This is a genomic window from Streptomyces sp. MUM 203J, assembly GCF_022414595.1.
In the GTDB taxonomy this organism is placed as follows: Bacteria; Actinomycetota; Actinomycetes; order Streptomycetales; family Streptomycetaceae; genus Streptomyces.
The window spans coordinates 56,723-74,702 of sequence record NZ_JADWYO010000009.1 but is presented as its reverse complement, the minus strand read 5'-3'; the positions used below and the strand labels follow the sequence as shown (position 1 = coordinate 74,702).

General features: G+C 73.1%; 17 protein-coding genes, 1 tRNA gene and 1 pseudogene. 11 read left to right on the top strand and 8 right to left on the bottom strand.

Annotated features, from left to right (window positions below; translation table 11 throughout):
* Positions 1 to 26 precede the first annotated feature (26 nt).
* Together I3F58_RS07940 and I3F58_RS07935 are read right to left on the bottom strand one after the other, a co-directional pair.
* Positions 27 to 380 carry a DUF4440 domain-containing protein gene (locus I3F58_RS07940; RefSeq protein WP_308354966.1) on the bottom strand — a complete coding sequence of 118 codons (354 nt, stop codon included), beginning with the start codon at positions 378 to 380 and terminating at the stop codon, positions 27 to 29.
* 18 nt (positions 381 to 398) lie between these two features.
* Positions 399 to 794 (bottom strand): annotated as a pseudogene (locus tag I3F58_RS07935) (ASCH domain-containing protein); the annotation flags it as partial.
* Between the two features lie 215 nt (positions 795 to 1,009).
* Here I3F58_RS07935 and I3F58_RS07930 point away from each other — a divergent pair.
* A complete protein-coding gene (locus I3F58_RS07930) occupies positions 1,010 to 2,455 on the top strand; it encodes an amino acid permease (protein WP_240107543.1) in 1,446 nt (481 codons plus the stop codon).
* On the opposite strand, the gene I3F58_RS07925 is transcribed toward I3F58_RS07930, so the two are convergent.
* Entirely contained in the window at positions 2,439 to 3,377 is a 939-nt protein-coding gene (locus tag I3F58_RS07925) for a pseudouridine synthase (protein WP_240107542.1), read from the bottom strand. The genes I3F58_RS07930 and I3F58_RS07925 overlap by 17 nt on opposite strands.
* A 92-nt stretch (positions 3,378 to 3,469) precedes the next feature.
* Positions 3,470 to 3,557 (bottom strand) — tRNA-Leu (locus I3F58_RS07920).
* A gap of 187 nt (positions 3,558 to 3,744) precedes the next feature.
* Between I3F58_RS07920 and I3F58_RS07915 the strand changes: the two genes are divergently transcribed.
* The 3 genes from I3F58_RS07915 (at position 3,745) to I3F58_RS07905 (ending at position 6,474) form a co-directional block, all read left to right on the top strand.
* A complete protein-coding gene (locus tag I3F58_RS07915) occupies positions 3,745 to 5,073 on the top strand; it encodes a M20/M25/M40 family metallo-hydrolase (protein WP_240107541.1) in 1,329 nt (442 codons plus the stop codon).
* Positions 5,074 to 5,226: 153 nt separating this feature from the next.
* Entirely contained in the window at positions 5,227 to 5,460 is a 234-nt protein-coding gene (gene chpH, locus I3F58_RS07910; RefSeq protein ID WP_240107540.1) for a chaplin ChpH, read from the top strand.
* A gap of 150 nt (positions 5,461 to 5,610) precedes the next feature.
* Positions 5,611 to 6,474: a chaplin gene (locus I3F58_RS07905; protein WP_240107539.1), complete on the top strand. Its 864-nt coding sequence runs from the start codon at positions 5,611 to 5,613 to the stop codon at positions 6,472 to 6,474.
* A gap of 87 nt (positions 6,475 to 6,561) precedes the next feature.
* Here the strand turns inward: I3F58_RS07905 and I3F58_RS07900 are convergent, their stop codons facing one another.
* Positions 6,562 to 6,750 carry a DUF5703 family protein gene (locus tag I3F58_RS07900; protein WP_010472255.1) on the bottom strand — a complete coding sequence of 63 codons (189 nt, stop codon included), beginning with the start codon at positions 6,748 to 6,750 and terminating at the stop codon, positions 6,562 to 6,564.
* 47 nt (positions 6,751 to 6,797) lie between these two features.
* Here I3F58_RS07900 and I3F58_RS07895 point away from each other — a divergent pair, with 47 nt between their 5' ends.
* Positions 6,798 to 7,463: a hypothetical protein gene (locus I3F58_RS07895; protein ID WP_240107538.1), complete on the top strand. Its 666-nt coding sequence runs from the start codon at positions 6,798 to 6,800 to the stop codon at positions 7,461 to 7,463.
* A gap of 131 nt (positions 7,464 to 7,594) precedes the next feature.
* Here I3F58_RS07895 and I3F58_RS07890 read toward each other — a convergent pair whose 3' ends face one another.
* Together I3F58_RS07890 and I3F58_RS07885 are read right to left on the bottom strand one after the other, a co-directional pair.
* Positions 7,595 to 10,099: a helix-hairpin-helix domain-containing protein gene (locus I3F58_RS07890; protein WP_374207923.1), complete on the bottom strand. Its 2,505-nt coding sequence runs from the start codon at positions 10,097 to 10,099 to the stop codon at positions 7,595 to 7,597.
* Positions 10,096 to 11,085 carry an aldo/keto reductase gene (locus tag I3F58_RS07885; protein ID WP_240107537.1) on the bottom strand — a complete coding sequence of 330 codons (990 nt, stop codon included), beginning with the start codon at positions 11,083 to 11,085 and terminating at the stop codon, positions 10,096 to 10,098. The genes I3F58_RS07890 and I3F58_RS07885 overlap by 4 nt, the downstream gene beginning before the upstream one ends.
* 149 nt (positions 11,086 to 11,234) lie before the next feature.
* On the opposite strand from I3F58_RS07885, the gene I3F58_RS07880 reads away from it, so the two are divergent.
* A complete protein-coding gene (locus tag I3F58_RS07880) occupies positions 11,235 to 12,287 on the top strand; it encodes an LLM class F420-dependent oxidoreductase (RefSeq protein WP_240107536.1) in 1,053 nt (350 codons plus the stop codon).
* A 299-nt stretch (positions 12,288 to 12,586) separates the two neighbouring features.
* Positions 12,587 to 13,372: a ferritin-like domain-containing protein gene (locus I3F58_RS07875; protein ID WP_240107535.1), complete on the top strand. Its 786-nt coding sequence runs from the start codon at positions 12,587 to 12,589 to the stop codon at positions 13,370 to 13,372.
* A gap of 1 nt (position 13,373) precedes the next feature.
* Here I3F58_RS07875 and I3F58_RS07870 read toward each other — a convergent pair whose 3' ends face one another.
* On the bottom strand, positions 13,374 to 14,366 hold the full coding sequence (locus tag I3F58_RS07870; RefSeq protein WP_240107604.1) for a magnesium and cobalt transport protein CorA: 993 nt from the start codon (positions 14,364 to 14,366) through the stop codon (positions 13,374 to 13,376).
* A 71-nt stretch (positions 14,367 to 14,437) separates the two neighbouring features.
* Between I3F58_RS07870 and I3F58_RS07865 the strand changes: the two genes are divergently transcribed.
* From I3F58_RS07865 to mshC, 4 genes are all read left to right on the top strand, one after another.
* Positions 14,438 to 15,133, top strand: a complete 696-nt coding sequence (locus tag I3F58_RS07865) for a histidine phosphatase family protein (protein ID WP_240107534.1) — start codon at positions 14,438 to 14,440, stop codon at positions 15,131 to 15,133.
* Between the two features lie 82 nt (positions 15,134 to 15,215).
* The gene (locus I3F58_RS07860) at positions 15,216 to 15,806 is read left to right on the top strand and encodes a DUF3090 domain-containing protein (RefSeq protein WP_240107533.1); all 591 of its coding nucleotides are present in this window, start codon (positions 15,216 to 15,218) and stop codon (positions 15,804 to 15,806) included.
* Positions 15,770 to 16,591, top strand: coding sequence for an SCO1664 family protein (locus I3F58_RS07855; protein WP_240107532.1), 822 nt, complete (start codon positions 15,770 to 15,772; stop codon positions 16,589 to 16,591). Before I3F58_RS07860 ends, I3F58_RS07855 begins: the two co-directional genes overlap by 37 nt.
* A gap of 113 nt (positions 16,592 to 16,704) precedes the next feature.
* The gene (gene mshC / locus I3F58_RS07850) at positions 16,705 to 17,934 is read left to right on the top strand and encodes a cysteine--1-D-myo-inosityl 2-amino-2-deoxy-alpha-D-glucopyranoside ligase (RefSeq protein ID WP_240107531.1); all 1,230 of its coding nucleotides are present in this window, start codon (positions 16,705 to 16,707) and stop codon (positions 17,932 to 17,934) included.
* The last annotated feature ends 46 nt before the right edge of the window (positions 17,935 to 17,980 follow it).

Sequence of the window (17,980 nt, the reverse complement as noted above, 5' to 3'; positions counted from 1 at the left end):
GGCGCGGGCCGTCCGGGACCGGCGTACTAACGCAGACCGTCCGGGACCGGCGTCCCCTGGTGGTAGTACAACCGCCACAGAGGGGACTCCGGCAGCCGCCGCCACAGCGAGCTGCGCCGTGCCCGCCGCCCGTCGATGCCCGTCTCGTACGTCACATGGACCAGGCCGGGCCCGAGCAGGACGCCCTTCATCCCGTACGCCTCGATGCGGGGGCCCTCCGGGTCGCTCACGGCCATCTCCGGCATGTCCGCCAGCATCTCGTCCCGTGTCCAGCGCCGTCCCGACTGGCCCACCTCCGTGAACTCCGGGTCGAACAGGCGCTCCGCGTCCGCCCGGGACCCGCGGACGGCCGGATCGTGCAGGGCCAGTTCACCGGCCACCGCGGCGGCTACCGGGTCCAGCACCTCCACCACCCGCAGCCGCTCGGTCACCACCTGCGAGCTGTCGTTCACCGCGAACCCCAGGTCACCGCGCCAGAACCGCTCATGCGCGGCCCGCCACTCCGCCACCGACCGGTAGCCCTCGCCCTCGTCGACGGCATGCCGCAGGTCCACGTCACCGAGCGGCAGCACCCGTACCTCCGTCACCTCCACCACCGCGACCGCGCACCCGCCCGAGTCGACGAGCGCGGCCCGTTCCCCGGCCTCCGGAGGCCCCGCCCCCTCCGCCTCGTACTCCGCGAGCAGCCCGGCGGTGGCGACCTTACGCCCTGTCAGCACGGCGTCGACCAACCGGTCGCGCAGCGGTCCGGGCAGAGCGAGTTCGAACGGCTTCAGGTGTGCCGGATGTGCCATGGGGGTGAGTGTCCCATGCGCTCGCATGGTGAACGCAGTGTCACGCAGACGTACTTAACCGGATAGTAACCTCAAAGACACCTCAGAACTGCCGTTTTGCTGCCAAGAAGTGGCATACGCCACAGCCAGCCCGGCGCCGCTGCTGTGACGATGTGGCGCCGCCGTGATCAACGGCGCACCACGTCCACCCCCCGACCCTCGAAGGCGACAACTCCATGAGCGACCGCCCGCTGCCCGCGGCCACGACCTCGGCCCCGGCCCCGGCACCCGTGCGAAGGCCCCACGTCGACGCCGGCGACACCGGCTACAGCAAGGACCTGAAGTCCCGTCACATCAACATGATCGCGATAGGCGGAGCGATCGGCACCGGGCTCTTCCTCGGTGCGGGCGGCCGGCTCGCGGGCGCCGGGCCCTCCCTCGCCATCGCCTACGCGGTCTGCGGCGTCTTCGCCTTCTTCGTCGTCCGCGCTCTCGGCGAACTGGTCCTCTACCGGCCGTCCTCCGGCGCGTTCGTCAGCTACGCGCGCGAGTTCATGGGCGAGAAGGGCGCCTACACCGCCGGGTGGCTGTACTTCCTCAACTGGTCCACCACCGCCGTCGCGGACATCACCGCCGCGGCCACCTACGCCCACTTCTGGGCCATGTTCAGCGACATCGACCAGTGGATCCTGGCGCTCGTCGCGCTCGCGGTCGTCCTCGCCGCGAACCTCATCTCCGTGAGGTACTTCGGCGAGATGGAGTTCTGGTTCGCCATCGTCAAGGTCGCCGCCCTGGTGCTCTTCATGCTCGTCGGCATCTTCCTCGTCACCACCTCCCACGACGTCGGCGGCCACACGCCCGGCCTGCACACCGTCACCGACAACGGCGGGATCTTCCCCCTCGGCATGCTGCCCCTGCTGCTGGTCGTCCAGGGCGTCGTCTTCGCGTACGCCTCCGTCGAGCTGTGCGGTGTCGCCGCGGGCGAGACCGAGAGCCCCGAGAGGATCATCCCGAAGGCGATCAACTCGATCATGTGGCGGGTCGGCCTCTTCTACGTCGGCTCCGTCGTCCTCCTCGCCCTGCTGCTCCCGTACACGGCGTACTCCGCGGACCAGAGCCCCTTCGTCACCGTCTTCGACGAGTTGGGCGTCCCGGGCGCGGCCGGGGTGATGAACTTCGTCGTCCTCACCGCGGCGCTCTCCAGCCTCAACTCCGGTCTGTACTCCACCGGCCGGATCCTGCGCTCCATGGCGATGGCCGGCTCCGCGCCGGAGTTCACCGCCCGGATGAACAAGGGCCAGGTCCCGTACGGCGGCATCCTCCTCACCGCCGGCTTCGGCGTCCTCGGCGTGGTCCTCAACTACGTGATGCCGGGCGAGGCGTTCGAACTGGTCCTCAATTTCGCCTCGATCGGCATCCTCGGCACCTGGGGCATGATCATGGTCTGCTCGCTGCTGTTCTGGCGGCGGGCGCGGGAGGGCCGGGTGGCCCGCCCGGACTACCGCCTCCCGTGGGCCCCGTACACCCAGCTGGTGACGCTGGCGTTCCTCGCCTCGGTGCTGTTCCTGATGTGGTGGGGCGGCGGTGTCGGCCGTACGACGGTGGCCTGCGTCCCGCTGATCGCGGGGCTGCTGGTGGGCGGCTGGTTCCTGGTCCGCAAGCGGGTCAACGCCACGAACTGAGCCGCAGCCGGCTCTCGAACCGCATCGGCCTTCCCGTGACCGGGTCGGAGAACTCCAGCACGCGCGCCAGCAGCTGAAGCGGACGGCTGAAGTCCTCCGGCCCGTCGCCGTCCAGGACCACCGGGTAGACGGGATCGTGCAGGATCGGCAGGCCGAGCCGGTTCATGTGGACCCGGAGCTGATGGGTCCGCCCGGTCTCCGGCACCAGCCGGTACCGCCCGAGCTCGCCGCGCCGCTCGACGAGGCCGACGCGGCTCTCACTGTTGGGCGCGGCGTCCGGGACCTCGTACGCGGCGACGACCCCGCGCTCCTTGACGATGTGGCTGCGCACGGTGACCGGCAGGCCGGGCCCCGGACCGTACGGCGCGACCGCCTCGTACTCCTTGCGCACCCGCCGGTCCCGGAACAGCGTCTGGTACGCGCCCCGGTCCCCGGGACGCACCACGAACAGCACCAGCCCCGCGGTCAGCCGGTCCAGCCGGTGCGCGGGCTGGAGCTGCGGCAGCCCGAGGTCCCGCCGCAGCCGCGCGACCGCGGTCTCCGTGACATGGCGGCCCCGTGGCGTGGTCGCGAGGAAGTGCGGCTTGTCGGCGACCAGGATCCGCTCGTCCCGGTACACGACCCCGACGGGGAACGGCACCGGCTCCTCGGCAGGAAGGTCCCGGTGGAACCACAGATACCGCCCGGCGAGGTAGGGCTCGTCGGCCGGCACGGGGCGCCCGTCGGGCCCGACGAAGGCGCCCTGCGCGAACATCGCGTCCACCCGGGCTGCCCCGATCGCGGAGCCGTACCGCGCCACCAGATGATCCCGCACGGTGGGCCAGGCCCCGGCCGGATCGTGGGGCAGCCGCACCCGCACGGCATCCACCCCGCCCCGCTGCCCCAGGGGCCCCACCGGCGCCCGCACCCCACGTCTGCCCACGCACCCAAGGTAACCCGCCGGGACGCCGTCCCGGGCCCGCGTGGAAAGCCCCTGGAACAGCAGAAAGACCCCAGGTGAACTGGGGTCTTCAGTGGTGTCCGAGGGGGGACTTGAACCCCCACGCCCGATAAAGGGCACTAGCACCTCAAGCTAGCGCGTCTGCCATTCCGCCACCCGGACAAGGTGTCTGTCTCGCGGCCCGCGGCCGTTCCGACGTGGAAAACCATAGCAAACATTCGGCGTGCTCGATCACGCCCCCGGGAAGCCCGGCCCGCGGCCCGCCGCCTCCCGGCGGCGCCCTTGGGTCCGGTGCCCGGTGGGGAGGAGGATGGGCCCGGACACCAGCACCGACGCGGGAGGAACCAGCGTGAGCGAGTCGACCCCGGCCAGGAGCAGTACGGCCGCCGAGAACGAGGTCGCGGACCTCTGCAGCGAGCTGATCAGGATCGACACCAGCAACTACGGCGACCACTCGGGCCCGGGAGAGCGCGCCGCTGCCGAGTACGTCGCGGAGAAGCTGGCCGAGGTCGGACTGGAGCCCCGGATCCTCGAATCCCACAAGGGCCGCGCCTCCACGGTCGCGCGGATCGAGGGCGAGGACCCCTCGCGGCCCGCGCTCCTCATCCACGGTCACCTCGACGTCGTTCCCGCGAACGCGGCCGACTGGACCCACGACCCGTTCGGCGGCGAGGTCGCGGACGGCTGCGTGTGGGGGCGCGGGGCCGTCGACATGAAGGACATGGACGCCATGACCCTCGCGGTCGTACGGGACCGGCTGCGCAGCGGCCGTAGGCCGCCCCGCGACATCGTCCTGGCCTTCCTGGCCGACGAGGAGGCCGGAGGCACGTACGGGGCCCGCTACCTGGTCGACAGGCACCCGGGGCTGTTCGAGGGCGTCACGGAGGCGATCGGGGAGGTCGGCGGCTTCTCCTTCACCGTCAACGAGCAGCTGCGGCTGTACCTGATCGAGACCGCACAGAAGGGCATGCACTGGATGCGGCTGACCGTGGACGGCACCGCCGGCCACGGCTCGATGACCAACTCCGACAACGCCGTCACCGAGCTGTGCGAGGCCGTCGCGCGGCTCGGGCGGCACCAGTGGCCGGTGCGGGTCACCAAGACGGTGCGGTCCTTCCTCGACGAGTTGTCCGACGCTCTCGGCACCCCGCTGGACCCGGAGGACATGGAGGCGACCCTCGCGAAGCTGGGCGGCATCGCGAAGATGATCGGCGCCACGCTCCGCAACTCCGCCGCGCCCACCATGCTCGGCGCCGGGTACAAGGTGAACGTCATCCCGGGCCAGGCCACGGCCCATGTCGACGGACGGTTCCTGCCCGGCTTCGAGGAGGAGTTCCTCTCCGAGGTGGACCGTCTGCTCGGGCCCCGCGTGCGGCGGGAGGACGTGCATGCGGACAAGGCGCTGGAGACCAGCTTCGACGGGTCGCTCGTGGACGCGATGCAGGCGTCGCTGCGCGCCGAGGACCCGATCGCGCGGGCCGTGCCGTACATGCTGTCCGGCGGCACCGACGCCAAGTCCTTCGACGACCTGGGCATCCGCTGCTTCGGTTTCGCCCCGCTCCAGCTGCCGCCGGAACTGGACTTCGCCGGGATGTTCCACGGCGTGGACGAGCGGGTGCCGGTCGACGGCCTGAAGTTCGGCGTCCGGGTCCTGGACCGTTTCATCGACGCGAGCTGACAGTCGGCTGAGACGACACTCCCATAATCGTCCGCCTGTACACGTCTGACCGAAAAGGGTGAACGACGGCTCCGCCTCGTAGCCCTGCCGAACTCCTCTCGTTACAGGTGGTGCGGTCCGCGGCTGGGACCGCACTGCCAACAAGGAGGAATAATGATCAAGAAGGTTGTCGCAACCGCGGCTGCGACCGGTGGTCTGGTACTGGCCGGCGCGGGCATGGCGATGGCCGACGCGGGCGCCCAGGGTGCGGCCGTCGGCTCCCCGGGTGTCCTCTCGGGCAACGTGGTCCAGGTTCCGGTTCACATCCCGGTCAACGTCTGCGGCAACACCGTGAACGTTATCGGTCTGCTGAACCCCGCCTTCGGCAACACCTGCGTCAACGCCTGAGCACTCGCCTCACGTTGAGTCTCGACCCATGAGGGTCTGAGCCCGGCCGGCCTCGGAGCGCGCGCCATGCGCTCCGGGGCCGGTGGGCATTCGGCCTCCGTGGCGAGGTGCCCGGAGGCATTCGGAAGCCTAGAAGGCAGGGAAACAGCTATGCGACAGGTCACGCGCAAGGGCCTGACCATCATCGCCGCGGCGGGCGGCGTGCTCGCCCTCGGCGGCGGATACGCCCAGGCGACCTCCGGGGCGGGTGCCGACGGAGCCGCGGCCAACTCGCCGGGTGTCGCGTCCGGCAACAACGTGCAGGCGCCGGTCAGCGTGCCCGTGAACGCCTGCGGCAACACCGTGAACGTCGTCGGTGCGCTGAACCCGTCGTTCGGGAACAAGTGCGCCAACATGTCGAGCGGCGCCCAGGCGAGCGGCTCGACCAGTGACTCGCCGGGTGTCGCGTCCGGCAACAACGTGCAGGCGCCGGTCAGCGTGCCCGTGAACGCCTGCGGCAACAGCGTCGACGTCGCCTCCGCCCTGAATCCGTCGTTCGGCAACGCGTGCGCCAACGGCAACCCGGGCCAGCCGGGGAACCCCGGTGAGCCCGGTGAGCCCGGCAACCCGGGTGAGCCCGGCAACCCTGGTGAGCCCGGTGAGCCGGGGAACCCTGGTGAGCCCGGCAACCCTGGTGAGCCCGGCAACCCCGGCAACCCTGGTGAGCCCGGTGAGCCGGGGAACCCCGGTGAGCCCGGCAACCCGGGGAACCCCGGTGAGCCCGGTGAGCCCGGCAACCCCGGTGAGCCGGGCGGCCCCGGCGACGACTCCGACGAGCCCGGTAAGCCGGGAGCGCCCGGCACGCCCGGCTCTCCGAACGGGCCGAACGGCCACGCCCCGCAGGGTGACGCCCCCAAGGGCATGGAGGAGCTGGCCCACACCGGCGCCGACGCCCTCGGCCTGCTGGTCCCGGCCGGCGCCGCCGCGCTGCTCGGCGGCGCGGTCCTCTACCGCCGCGCCCGCCAGTCCTCGTAAGGACGTGACGACGTAGCGACACGGGCGCACCCCGTGCGCACCCGCAGGAACACGGAGCGGGCCCCACACCAGGGGCCCGCTCTCGTGCTACCAGGTGGCGCGTACCTGGCGGATGATGCGGCGCCGCAGCCGCACCCGGCGGCTCCCGTCCCGGTGCAGGCTGAGCCGGTCCAACTCCCAGTGGCCGTACTCGGCGTGATCGGTCAGCAACCGCGTCGCCTCCCTGCGGGAGACCCCACGCGGCACATACACATCGACAAATTCATATTCCGGCATCGCATCTATTGTGCGCGCAGGGGCCTGGTACGGATAGCGTCTACACCATGTCTGATGCTGCGCAGCCGACCGCTGCCGAGGTACGTGCCGCCGCCGAGGCGGTCAAAGCCGCACTGGACCGCCACCTGGCCGCGGTGGAGAACCGCACCGGTGACGACGACCCCGAGGTGTTCGCCGCGTTCAACGACCTGGCCGCCGCGGCCGAGGCCTACGACGAGCGGCTCTACGACCGGTACGACGAGGTCACGCCCTTCGAGATCCCGGGCGTGGAGGACACCCTGCCGCCCTACGCGGGTCCCGAGGAGCCGAACGCGGTCAGTGTCCTGATCCGGCGCGACTACGCGGTGGCCGAGCCGCAGCGGCTGCTCGCCCAGGCGCAGCGCATCGCGGACATCGAGCGGGAGGACGAGGACGACGCCGAGCGGGCCGGTGCGGCGGCCGTCGTCGGCACCAGTGTGCATGCCGCGCTGGGTGTGCTCTTCGGGGAGTACGAGGCCGACGAGATCGCCTCCCGGCACAAGGAGTTCGGTCTGGAGGAGGGCGACTCCACCCTGTGGGTGGCCGCCGCGGACGAGCTGCCGGAACCGGGGGAGTGGCTCAGCAACCCGTTCGACCAGGCGGACGCGGGCCGCGTCGTGTGCCGTTTCGACGTGAGCGCGGTGTTCGACGAGGACGAGCTGTACGAGGAGGACCTGCCGCCGAGGTCCTCCTAGCCCGTCCGGCCTGCGAGGACGAGCGCCGAGGACGCGGCACGGGGGGCTCGGAGCGGAGCCCCCCCCGCGGCGGAGCCGCGCACCGCCACGGCCCGGATGGGGCGGGAGGAGGAAAAGCCCCTGCGGCGTTCTCAGTCCTCGCCGTCACCCTCCGCGGCCGTCAGTGCCTCCAGCAGCCCCCGCAGCCGGGTGACGCGGGCTTGCGTCGGGTCCAGGGCCACCGCCCGGGCAAGCGCCTGGTCCACCCCGTGGACGACGGAGAGATGCCGTTCCGCCCGGCCGAACGCTGTGTACACCCACGTACGGCCCAGTGCCCCCGCCGCATCCCCCGGCAGAACGACCACCGCTGCGGGCCACCGCATACCCGCCGCCTGGTGGGCGGTCAGCGCCCAGCCGTGCCGCAGCGCCGACTCGACCTCCTCCTTCGACACGACGACCCGCCCGGCCTCGCTGTCCAGGTGCAGCCCCTCGGCGTCCGCCGACGCCACCCGGCCCAGCGTCGTACGGCCCGGAACCGGCGCGTAGGCCACCCGGTCGCCGGGGTCGAAGCCGCCGAACCGGCCGGGGCCGGGATTCAGCCGTTCCTTGAGCGCGGCGTTCAGCGCGCGCGTCCCCGCGGCCCCGCCGTGGCCGACCGTGATGACCTGCGTCTGCGTCGACGGCACACCCAGCGCGCGCGGCACCGAGTCCGCCACCAGCTGCACCGTGCGGTGCACGGCCTCACCCGCGTCCCGCACCGGGACGATCACGACCTCCTTGTGCGGGGCCTCGACCCGGTTCAGCTCACCGACCCCGATGCCTGACACCAGCTCGCCCAGCGGACCCGGGTCCGGCGTACGAGACGCGACCTGCGGGCACAGCCGGGCCGCCAGCAGGTCCGCGAACACCCGCCCCGCCCCCGCCGACGGCAGTACGCCCGGGTCGCCGCTCAGCACCAGCCGTGCGCCGTCCGGGACCGACTCGACCAGCAGCGCCGCGGTCTCCACGTCCAGCTGCGGTGCGTCCAGCACGACCAGGAGGTCGACGGCCAGCGCCCCCTCCGCGTCCCGCCCGGGCCCGCCCGTGCCGGACAGCAGCGCCTCCACCGTGGCCACCGGGACCGGCAGGTCGCCGGGCAGACGCCGTCGGCCGTTCTCGGTGTGCACCGCCACCGCGGCCCGCAGCCCGAGCCCGTGGGCGGCCACGGCCAGCGCGACCGGCTCCGCGCGGGAGGCCTCCCCTCCGGTGTGCGCGACCAGACCGTGCTCGGCCGCCGCGCGGGCCAGGCCGGACTGCGGCGCGGCCGTCCAGCGCGGGTCCGGGCCGCCGCGGGCCAGCCGGGCGAGCCCGTCGGCGAGGCTCTCCTCCGCGAGGGCGTAGCGGTCGAGCCCGACCAGCACCGGCGCTGCCTCCTCGCCGTCCTCGCCCTCCGCGGTGTCCTCCACGTCGTCGTGGAACACCAGTACGGCGCCCTCGGCCACGGCCTGCCGCACGGCCTCCTCCGGGTCCGGTACGGACCGCTCGGCCAGCGCCGCCCGGAGCCGCGCGGCGTCCAGGGCCGTGTGCCCCTGGAGCGCGGCGCGCTGGAGCACCCAGCCCACCAGTGCGACCGCGCGCCGCGCGTCGCCCGGCCCGCATTCCGGCCCCAGCAGGGCGCGCGCGAACCCGTCGGCCTGTTCCGGGGCCACTCCCGGCAGGGCCAGCAGCCGCCACGGGTCCTCCCGCAGCACGGAAGCCGCGCCCTCTCCGAAGGCGGCCAGGGCCCGCCCGGCCAGCGCCTCGGGCGCCCCGCCCTCGGACAGCACCCCCCGCACGGCCGCCACCGCCTCAGGCGGGGCGGCGGGGCCGGTCCGCTGCGGCGCGCGTGCCGCAGCAGGAGCGGCCACAGCACCACGAGCGGCCACCGGCGCCTGAGCGGCGGGCGCGGGGGCGGGAGCGGGAGGAGGAGCTGCCGGGGCGGAGAACGCCGCATGCGGCTTCTCGCCGCTCTCCACCGCCCGGACCGCCGCGAGCAGCTCCGCCGCGACGCCGCTCAGCTTGCCCCCGCTCTCGATCGGCCCGTCCTTCTCGGCCTTCCGCCGCTCGATCCGCTCACGCACCTCCCGCTGCGCCGCCAGCTCGGCCTCCGTCTCGGAGACCTCGGCCGCGGCCTCCGCCGGGCCGTCGGTGGCGTCTGAGCTCGCCGCGCCGTGCCCGGGCTCCGCCTCCCGGCCGGGGCTCCCGGCTTCGCCGCCCATGGCCCCGGCCGCCTCCACGCCGCCTCCCTGCCGCTCGCCTCCGCCGGCCGCCGGGCCGTCGTGGGCGGTCGCCGTCGCGTCGTCTCCGGCGTCCCCGCCGCCGCCCTCGGCGCCCGGCGCCCCGCCCTCGGACCCGGTGTCCGCCTCCCCGGCTTCCTCCGCCGGACCGCCGTCCCGCTCGTCCGCCGCCGCACCGTGCCCGGGCGCCGAGTCCGGGTGGCCGGCCGTCCCGCCCCGGGGCGGCCGGCCACCGGCACCCTCCGCCCCGTCCAGGGCCTCTCCGGCTCTTTCCCCGGCCGGACCGGCAGCCGCCCGGGCCTCCGGCCCCGGACCCGGCGAACCCGACGGGTCCGGCGTGGACTCGGGGTGGCCGGCGGTCTCCGGGGTCGCGGGGGTCTCCCCCCGGGGAAGGGCGGTCACAGCGTGCTCCAGTCCTGGTCGGGATAGCGGTGTACCGGGGCCGACACATCGTCCAGCGCCCGGCAGATCTCGTCGGGAAGACTAAGGGTCTCCACTGACAGCGCCGCCCTGAGCTGCTCGGCCGTACGTGCCCCCACCACCGGCGCCGCCACGCCCGGACGGTCCCGCACCCACGCCAGGGCCACCTGGCCCGGGGTCACGGCCAGGCCGTCCGCCGCGGTCGTCACGGCCTCCACCACGCGCTGTGCCGTGTCGTCCAGGTACGGTTCCACGAACGGCGCCATGTGGTCCGACGCGCCGCGCGAGTCCGCCGGGACGCCGTGGCGGTACTTGCCGGTCAGGACCCCCCGCCCCAGGGGCGACGAGGGCAGCAGGCCCACGCCCAGGTCCCGGGCGGCCGGCAGCACTTCGCGTTCCACGCCCCGCTGGAGCAGCGAGTACTCCATCTGTGTGGCCGCCAGCCTGGCGCGCGTCCCGGGCGCGGCGAGCTGCCAGGTCGCCGCCTTCGCGAGCTGCCAGCCGCAGAAGTTCGCCACCCCCACGTAGCGCGCCCGGCCCGTGGTCACCGCGATGTCCAGCGCCTGGAGCGTCTCCTCCAGCGGTGTGCGCGGGTCGAAGGCGTGGACGAGCCACAGGTCCACGTAGTCCGTGCCCAGCCGCTCGAGCGACGCGTCCAGCGCGGACAGCAGGTGGCCCCGTGAGCCGTCGAAGCGGCGCTCCGGGTCCGGGTCGGGCACGCTGCCCGCCTTCGTCGCGATCACCAGCTCCCGCCGCGGCACCAGCCGCTCCACGAGCTGCCCGAGCAGATACTCGGCCTCCCCACCCCCGTACACGTCCGCGGTGTCCACCAGCGTCCCGCCGGCCTCCCAGAACACCTTCAGCTGCTCCCCGGCCTCGTGTTCGTCCGTGTCCCGTCCCCACGACAGCGTGCCCAGCCCGATCCGGGACACGCGCAGGCCGGTACGGCCGAGATGCCTCTGCTCCATGGTCGCGAGGTTACTGGCCGGGGCCGCACAGGCGGAGAACCTGTGGACAACTCCGTCCACAGCCCCGGAAGGCCCACTGCCGCACCGGCCTCCCGCGCGCTAGAGTCCGCTCACCACCACGTTACTGATCAGTAAAAGGGGAACCGGCTATGCGGCTCGGCATCAACCTCGGCTACTGGGGCGCAGGAATGGACGGCGACAACCTCGCCGTCGCCCAGGAAGCGGACCGTCTCGGCTACGACGTGTGCTGGGCGGCCGAGGCCTACGGATCCGACGCCCCCACCGTCCTGTCCTGGGTCGCCGCGCAGACCGAGTCCATCGACGTGGGCTCCGCCATCATGCAGATCCCGGCCCGCCAGCCCGCCATGACCGCCATGACCGCGGCCACGCTCGACTCCCTCTCCGGCGGCCGTTTCCGCCTCGGCCTCGGCGTGTCCGGCCCCCAGGTCTCCGAGGGCTGGTACGGCGTGACCTTCGACAAGCCGCTCGCCCGCACCCGCGAGTACGTCGAGATCGTCCGCAGGGCCATGTCCCGTGAGCGGCTCACCTACGACGGCGAGCACTGGACCCTGCCCCTGCCCGGCGGCCCGGGCAAGCCCATCAGGCTGACCGTCCACCCGCAGCGCGAGCACATCCCGCTCTACATCGCCGCCATCGGCCCCAAGAACCTGGAGCAGACAGGTGAGATCGCGGACGGCGCCCTGCTGATCTTCCCCTCCGCCGCCCACCTGGAGGAGACGGCGCTGCGGCACATCCGCGCCGGGCGTGAGAAGGCCGGGCTGACCATGGAGGGCTTCGACGTCTGCCCGACCGTGCCGCTCGCCCTCGGCGACGACGTGGCCACCCTCGCGGACACCTTCCGTCCGTACACCGCCCTCTACGTCGGCGGCATGGGCAGCCGCAAGCAGAACTTCTACAACCGGCTCGCCCAGCGCATGGGATACGAGAAGGAGGCCGCCGAGATCCAGGACAGGTACCTGTCCGGTGACAAGAACGGCGCCGCGGCGGCCGTGCCGCACCAGCTGATCGACGACACCACGCTCCTCGGCTCCGTCGAGCGCATCGCGGACCGCATGCAGGCCTACGCCGCCGCCGGGGTCACCACTCTCACGCTCGCCCCGGCCGGCTTCACGCTCGACGAGCGGATCGCCGCCCTCCGCGCCGGAACCGAGGCCCTGGAGCGCGCCGGCCTCGTCGACTGACCCCGCCGGAGCCCGAACCGCCGGGCTCCGGACACGCCTGCGGCCGTGGTGGGGGCTCGGGGGCATCCCCGCCACGGCCGTCACGCAGCACAACGCCCCACCCGTCCGGTCGGTTACGCCCGGGCGGCGGAAGCTCGCACGTACCTGCGTTCCCCTCCTCACACCCGCACGACCCGCCCGGGCTCCTCCGTTCGGCGGAGCCACCCGGCCGAGCTGTTGCCAGGCCTCCGCCGCGGCATTTGACTCATGCCGACACATGGATCCTCACGCGGAGAACGCGGACGTGGAGGTGCTCAGCGATGCTCTCGGCCCGCAGCCTGTTCCAGGAGATCGTCGACGACGACGACTCCTACCGGCTCTTCTGCTCCATCGCCGCCAGCGGCGAGACCCAGGGCGGCTGGGAGAACGGACGGATCGCCGCCCTCGTCCCCGACAGCATGCGCGGCCTCGCCCCCAAGATCACCCGGCACGGCGCCGACGAGGACAAGCACGGCCGGATCTTCAACGCCCTGCTGAAGAAGCGCGGCCTCGACCCCGTACCCGTCCCGGCCGAGACCGACTACACGATGCTGCTCGAACGGCACGGCATCGGCCTCGCCCACGACAAGCTCCGCCGCGACGAGCCCCTCACCGAACACGACATCGTCGTCTACCTGTCGCACAGCCGGGTCACCGAGCAGCGCGCCGCCGACCAGATGGAGATGCTCGTCACCCACTTCGGGGACCATCCCGAGGTCGGCAGGGCCATCCGGATGATCAGCCACGACGAGGACAACCACCTCGCCTACTGCCATGAGGAGCTGCTCCGCCTCAGCGCGGCCGGGCACGGCCCCGCCATCCAGCGCGTACTGCGCGAATGCGCCCTCACCGAGATCGCCGTCTACCGCGACGTGAGCCTCGCCGTCATGGCGCACATGGGCCGCATCCTCAAGTGGCCCCGCGCCAAGTCCGCCGTCCTCGCCGCCGGAATCCGCGCCGTGTACGCGTACGAGCGGGCCGTCGGCTGGCGGCGCATGGTCCGGCTCAGCATGCCGGAACGCCGAGACGCCCTCGGCGGCCCCGCGGAGGCGGCCCCCGCCATCTGAACTACATCCACCCCCGGCGCCTGAACAGCCGGTACAGGCCCGCCACCGCGACCGCCATGAGCGCCATCAGCACCGGGTACGACCACACCCGGTGCAGCTCCGGTATGTGCGTGAAGTTCATGCCGTAGACGCCCGCCACCATCGTCGGCACCGCCGCCATCGCCGCCCACGCCGAGATCCTCCGCATGTCGTCGTTCTGCCGCACGCCCATCTGCGCCAGGTGTGCCGACAGAATGTCCGAAAGCAGCCGGTCCAGCCCGTCCACCTGCTCCGCCGCCCGCGTCAGATGGTCGCCGACGTCCCGGAAGAACGGCTGCGACTCCTCGCTCACGAACGGCACCCCCGCCCCCGCCAGCCGCTGCACCGGTGCCGCCAGCGGCCCCGCCGCCCGCCGGAACTCCAGCACCTGCCGCTTGAACGTGTAGATGCGCGCCGCCGTGTCCTTCGGATTGCCGCCGTGCGGCCGGAACACCCGCGACTCCAGCTCCTCCAGGTCCGTCTGAAGCTCCGCCGCCACGTCGATGTAGTGGTCCACCACCGCGTCGCTCACCGCGTACAGCACCGATGTCGGCCCGTGCCGCAGCACCTCCGGCGCCGCCTCCAGCCGCCGCCGTACCTCCGACAGGGGCGCGCCCTCCCCGTGCCGCACCGTCACCACGAACGAGTCGCCCATGAAGACCATCAGCTCGCTCGCGGCCACCGTGTCCGCCTCCGGCCCGTACACCACCGGCTTCAGCACCAGGAACAGCGAGTCCTCGTACACCTCCAGCTTCGGCCGCTGATGCGCCTTCAGCGCGTCCTCCACCGCCAGCGGATGCAGCCCGAACTCTTCCGCGACCCGGTCGAACTCACCCGCCGTCGGCTCGTGCAGCCCGATCCACACGAACGCGTCCGCCGCGCCCCTGGCCTCCGCCAGCGCGGCGACGACATCCGCGGGGCCCGCCCGGCGGCGCCCGTTCCGGTAGATGGCACAGTCCACGATCACGACGCGTATCCTTCCCCGCCGCCCCTGCTCCTCACCCCCGGCCCCTCACCTCCGGGCCGCGAGGTCCTAGGCTGGCGTCCATGGCGACGTTGATCCTCGTACGGCACGGACGCTCCACCGCCAACACCGCCGGCGTACTCGCCGGCCGCACCCCCGGCGTGTCCCTCGACGAGCACGGCACGGCCCAGGCCGCCGCGCTCCCCGCCCGGCTCGACGGCATCCCCCTGGCGGCCGCCGTCACCAGCCCCCTCCAGCGCTGCCGCGAGACCCTGCGCCCGCTGCTCGACGCCCGCCCCGGGCTGCCGCTCCACACCGAGGAGCGGATCAACGAGTGCGACTACGGCGACTGGTCCGGCCGCAAGCTCGCGGAACTCGCCGACGAACCGCTCATGGAGACCGTCCAGCAGCACCCGTCCGCCGCCGCCTTCCCCGGCGGCGAGTCCATGCGCGCCATGCAGAACCGCGCCGTCGACGCCGTACGGGACTGGAACGCGCGTGTGGAGGCCGAGCACGGCGAGGACGCCGTCTACGTCATGTGCTCCCACGGCGACATCATCAAGTCCCTGGTCGCGGACGCCCTGGGCCTCCACCTGGACCTCTTCCAGCGTGTCCACGTCGAGCCCTGCTCGGTCACCGCCGTTCGCTACACCCGGCTGCGTTCCTTCCTGCTGCGGCTCGGGGACACCGGCGAGCTGAGCGCCCTCAAGCCGCGCGACGGCGGCGGCGACGGCACCGGCGGCGCCGGCACCGTGGGAGGCGGCACGGGCACCCCGTGATCGCCCCGCACGGATAGGGTGGAGAACACCGCAGCCGTATGCCGTCGCCACACACAGTCAAGACAGTCAAGGGAGAGGGAACGTGTCCCGTCAGGTGTTCCTCTATGACCCGCCGGAGCGCTTCGTGGCCGGTACGGTCGGGCTGCCTGGCCGCCGTACGTTCTTCCTGCAGGCCTCCTCCGGCGGGCGCGTCACCAGCGTCGCCCTGGAGAAGGCCCAGGTCGCCGCGCTCGCGGAGCGCATGGACGAACTGCTCGACGAGGTCGTACGGCGCTCCGGGGGCAACGCCCCGGTCCCGGCCGTGGCCCCGGCCGACATCACCGACACCGCCCCCCTCGACGCTCCTGTCGAGGAGGAGTTCCGGGTCGGCACCATGGCCCTCGCCTGGGACGGCGAGGAGCAGCGCCTCATCGTCGAGGCACAGGCCCTGGTGGAGCTGGACGCGGACTCCGAGGAGGACCTCGCGGAGGCCGAGGAGAGGCTCCTGCAGGACGAGGAGAACGGCCCGCCGATGCTGCGTGTCCGGCTCACCGGCGCCCAGGCCAGGGCCTTCGCCAAACGGGCCCTGGACGTCGTCAACGCCGGACGCCCGCCGTGCCCGCTGTGCAGCCTGCCCCTCGACCCGGAAGGACACGTATGTCCGCGCCAGAACGGATACCGCCGCGGGGCCTGACCGCCGTCGGCCTCCTCACCGAGGGTGAGCTGACCGTACGCGGCCAGGTCCGCGAGGCGTCCAACGCGGTGCTGCTCTGCACCGTCGCCCACGAAGGGGAGCGCGCCGACTGCGTCTACAAGCCGGTCGCGGGGGAGCGGCCCCTGTGGGACTTCCCCGACGGCACCCTCGCCGGCCGCGAGGCCGCCGCGTACGCCGTGTCCGAGGCCACCGGCTGGGACCTGGTCCCCCCGACGGTGCTGCGGGACGGCCCGTACGGACCCGGCATGGTCCAGCAGTGGATCGAGGAGGATCCCGCGGCCCCCGCCCTGCTGGCCCTCGTCGAGGGCGACGAGCCCGGCGACGGATGGAAGGCGGTCGGCCCCGCCCAGGTGGGCGACGGCCGCACCGCCCTGCTCGTCCACGCCGACGACGTACGGCTCCGGCGCCTGGCCGTGCTGGACGCGGTCGTCAACAACGGCGACCGCAAGGGCGGCCACCTGATCCCGGCGGGGGACGGCCGCCTGTACGCCATCGACCACGGGGTCACGTTCCACGTCGACGACAAGCTGCGCACCCTGCTGTGGGGCTGGGCCGGGGAGCCGCTGCCCGAGGAGGCCCTGGACGTCCTGGCCCGCCTCGCCGCCGCCCTGGAGCCCGACGGGCCGCTGACCGCCCGGCTGGCTCCCCTGCTGACCGGGGCCGAGCTGACCGCCCTGCGCGCCCGGGTGAACCGGCTGCGCACCACGGGCCGCCACCCGCATCCGTCACCCGGCTGGCCGCCCGTCCCGTGGCCGCCGGTGTAGGACCCGTGCGGGGCGCCGGCCTCGGGCGGGGAGTACGGCGGGCGCGGGGAAATTCCTGTGTGATCTTGCCAACTGGTTCGTATCCGGAACACCCGTCCGGTTACGCTCGAAGCATGCATGCCTGGCCCGCTTCTGAGGTCCCCGCCCTGCCCGGCAAGGGCCGCGACCTCCGGATCCACGACACCGCGACCGGTGGCCGAGTGACCCTCGACCCCGGTCCCGTCGCCCGTATCTACGTCTGCGGCATCACGCCGTACGACGCGACCCACATCGGTCACGCGGCGACCTACAACGCGTTCGACCTCGTGCAGCGCGTGTGGCTCGACACCAAGCGGCAGGTTCACTACGTGCAGAACGTCACCGACGTCGACGACCCGCTGCTGGAGCGGGCCGTCCGCGACGGTATCGACTGGACGGGCCTGGCCGAGCGCGAAACCGCGCTGTTCCGCGAGGACATGACGGCCCTGCGGATCCTGCCCCCGCAGCAGTACATCGGCGCCGTCGAGGCCATACCCGGAATCGTTCCGATCGTCGAGCGGCTGCGCGACATGGGCGCCGCCTACGAACTGGACGGCGACATCTACTTCTCCGTCGAGGCCGACAAGAACTTCGGCGAGGTGTCCCACTACGACGCCGAGCTGATGCGCCGCCTGTCCGCCGAGCGCGGCGGCGACCCCGAACGCCCCGGCAAGAAGAACCCGGTCGACCCCATGCTGTGGATGGCGGCCCGCGAGGGCGAACCCAGCTGGGACGGCGCGAGTCTCGGGCCCGGAAGGCCCGGCTGGCACATCGAGTGCGTGGCCATCGCGCTCGACCACCTCGGCATGGGGTTCGACGTACAGGGCGGCGGATCCGACCTGATCTTCCCGCACCACGAGATGGGCGCCGCGCACGCGCACGCGCTCACCGGCGAGCACCCGTTCGCCAAGGCGTATGTGCACGCGGGGATGGTCGCCCTGCACGGCCAGAAGATGTCCAAGTCGAAGGGCAACCTGGTCTTCGTCTCGGCACTGCGCCGGGACGGCGTCGACCCGGCCGCGATCCGGCTCGCCCTGCTCGCCCACCACTACCGGGCCGACTGGGAATGGACCGACGACGTCCTCCAGGAGGCCGCCGAGCGTCTCGGCCGCTGGCGCGCCGCGGTCTCCCGGCCTGACGGACCGTCCGCAGACGCGCTCGTGGAGGAGGTCCGGGACGCGCTGTGCGAGGACCTGGACACGCCGAAGGCGCTGGCGGCGGTCGACCGCTGGGCGGAGCGTCAGCGGGCCGGGGGCGGCACCGACGAGGGGGCGCCCGGTCTGGTGTCGCGTACGGTCGACGCGCTGATGGGCGTGGCGCTGTAGTCCTGGGGGATCCGCCCCAGGCGCCGGACGGACTGATCTCAGTCCG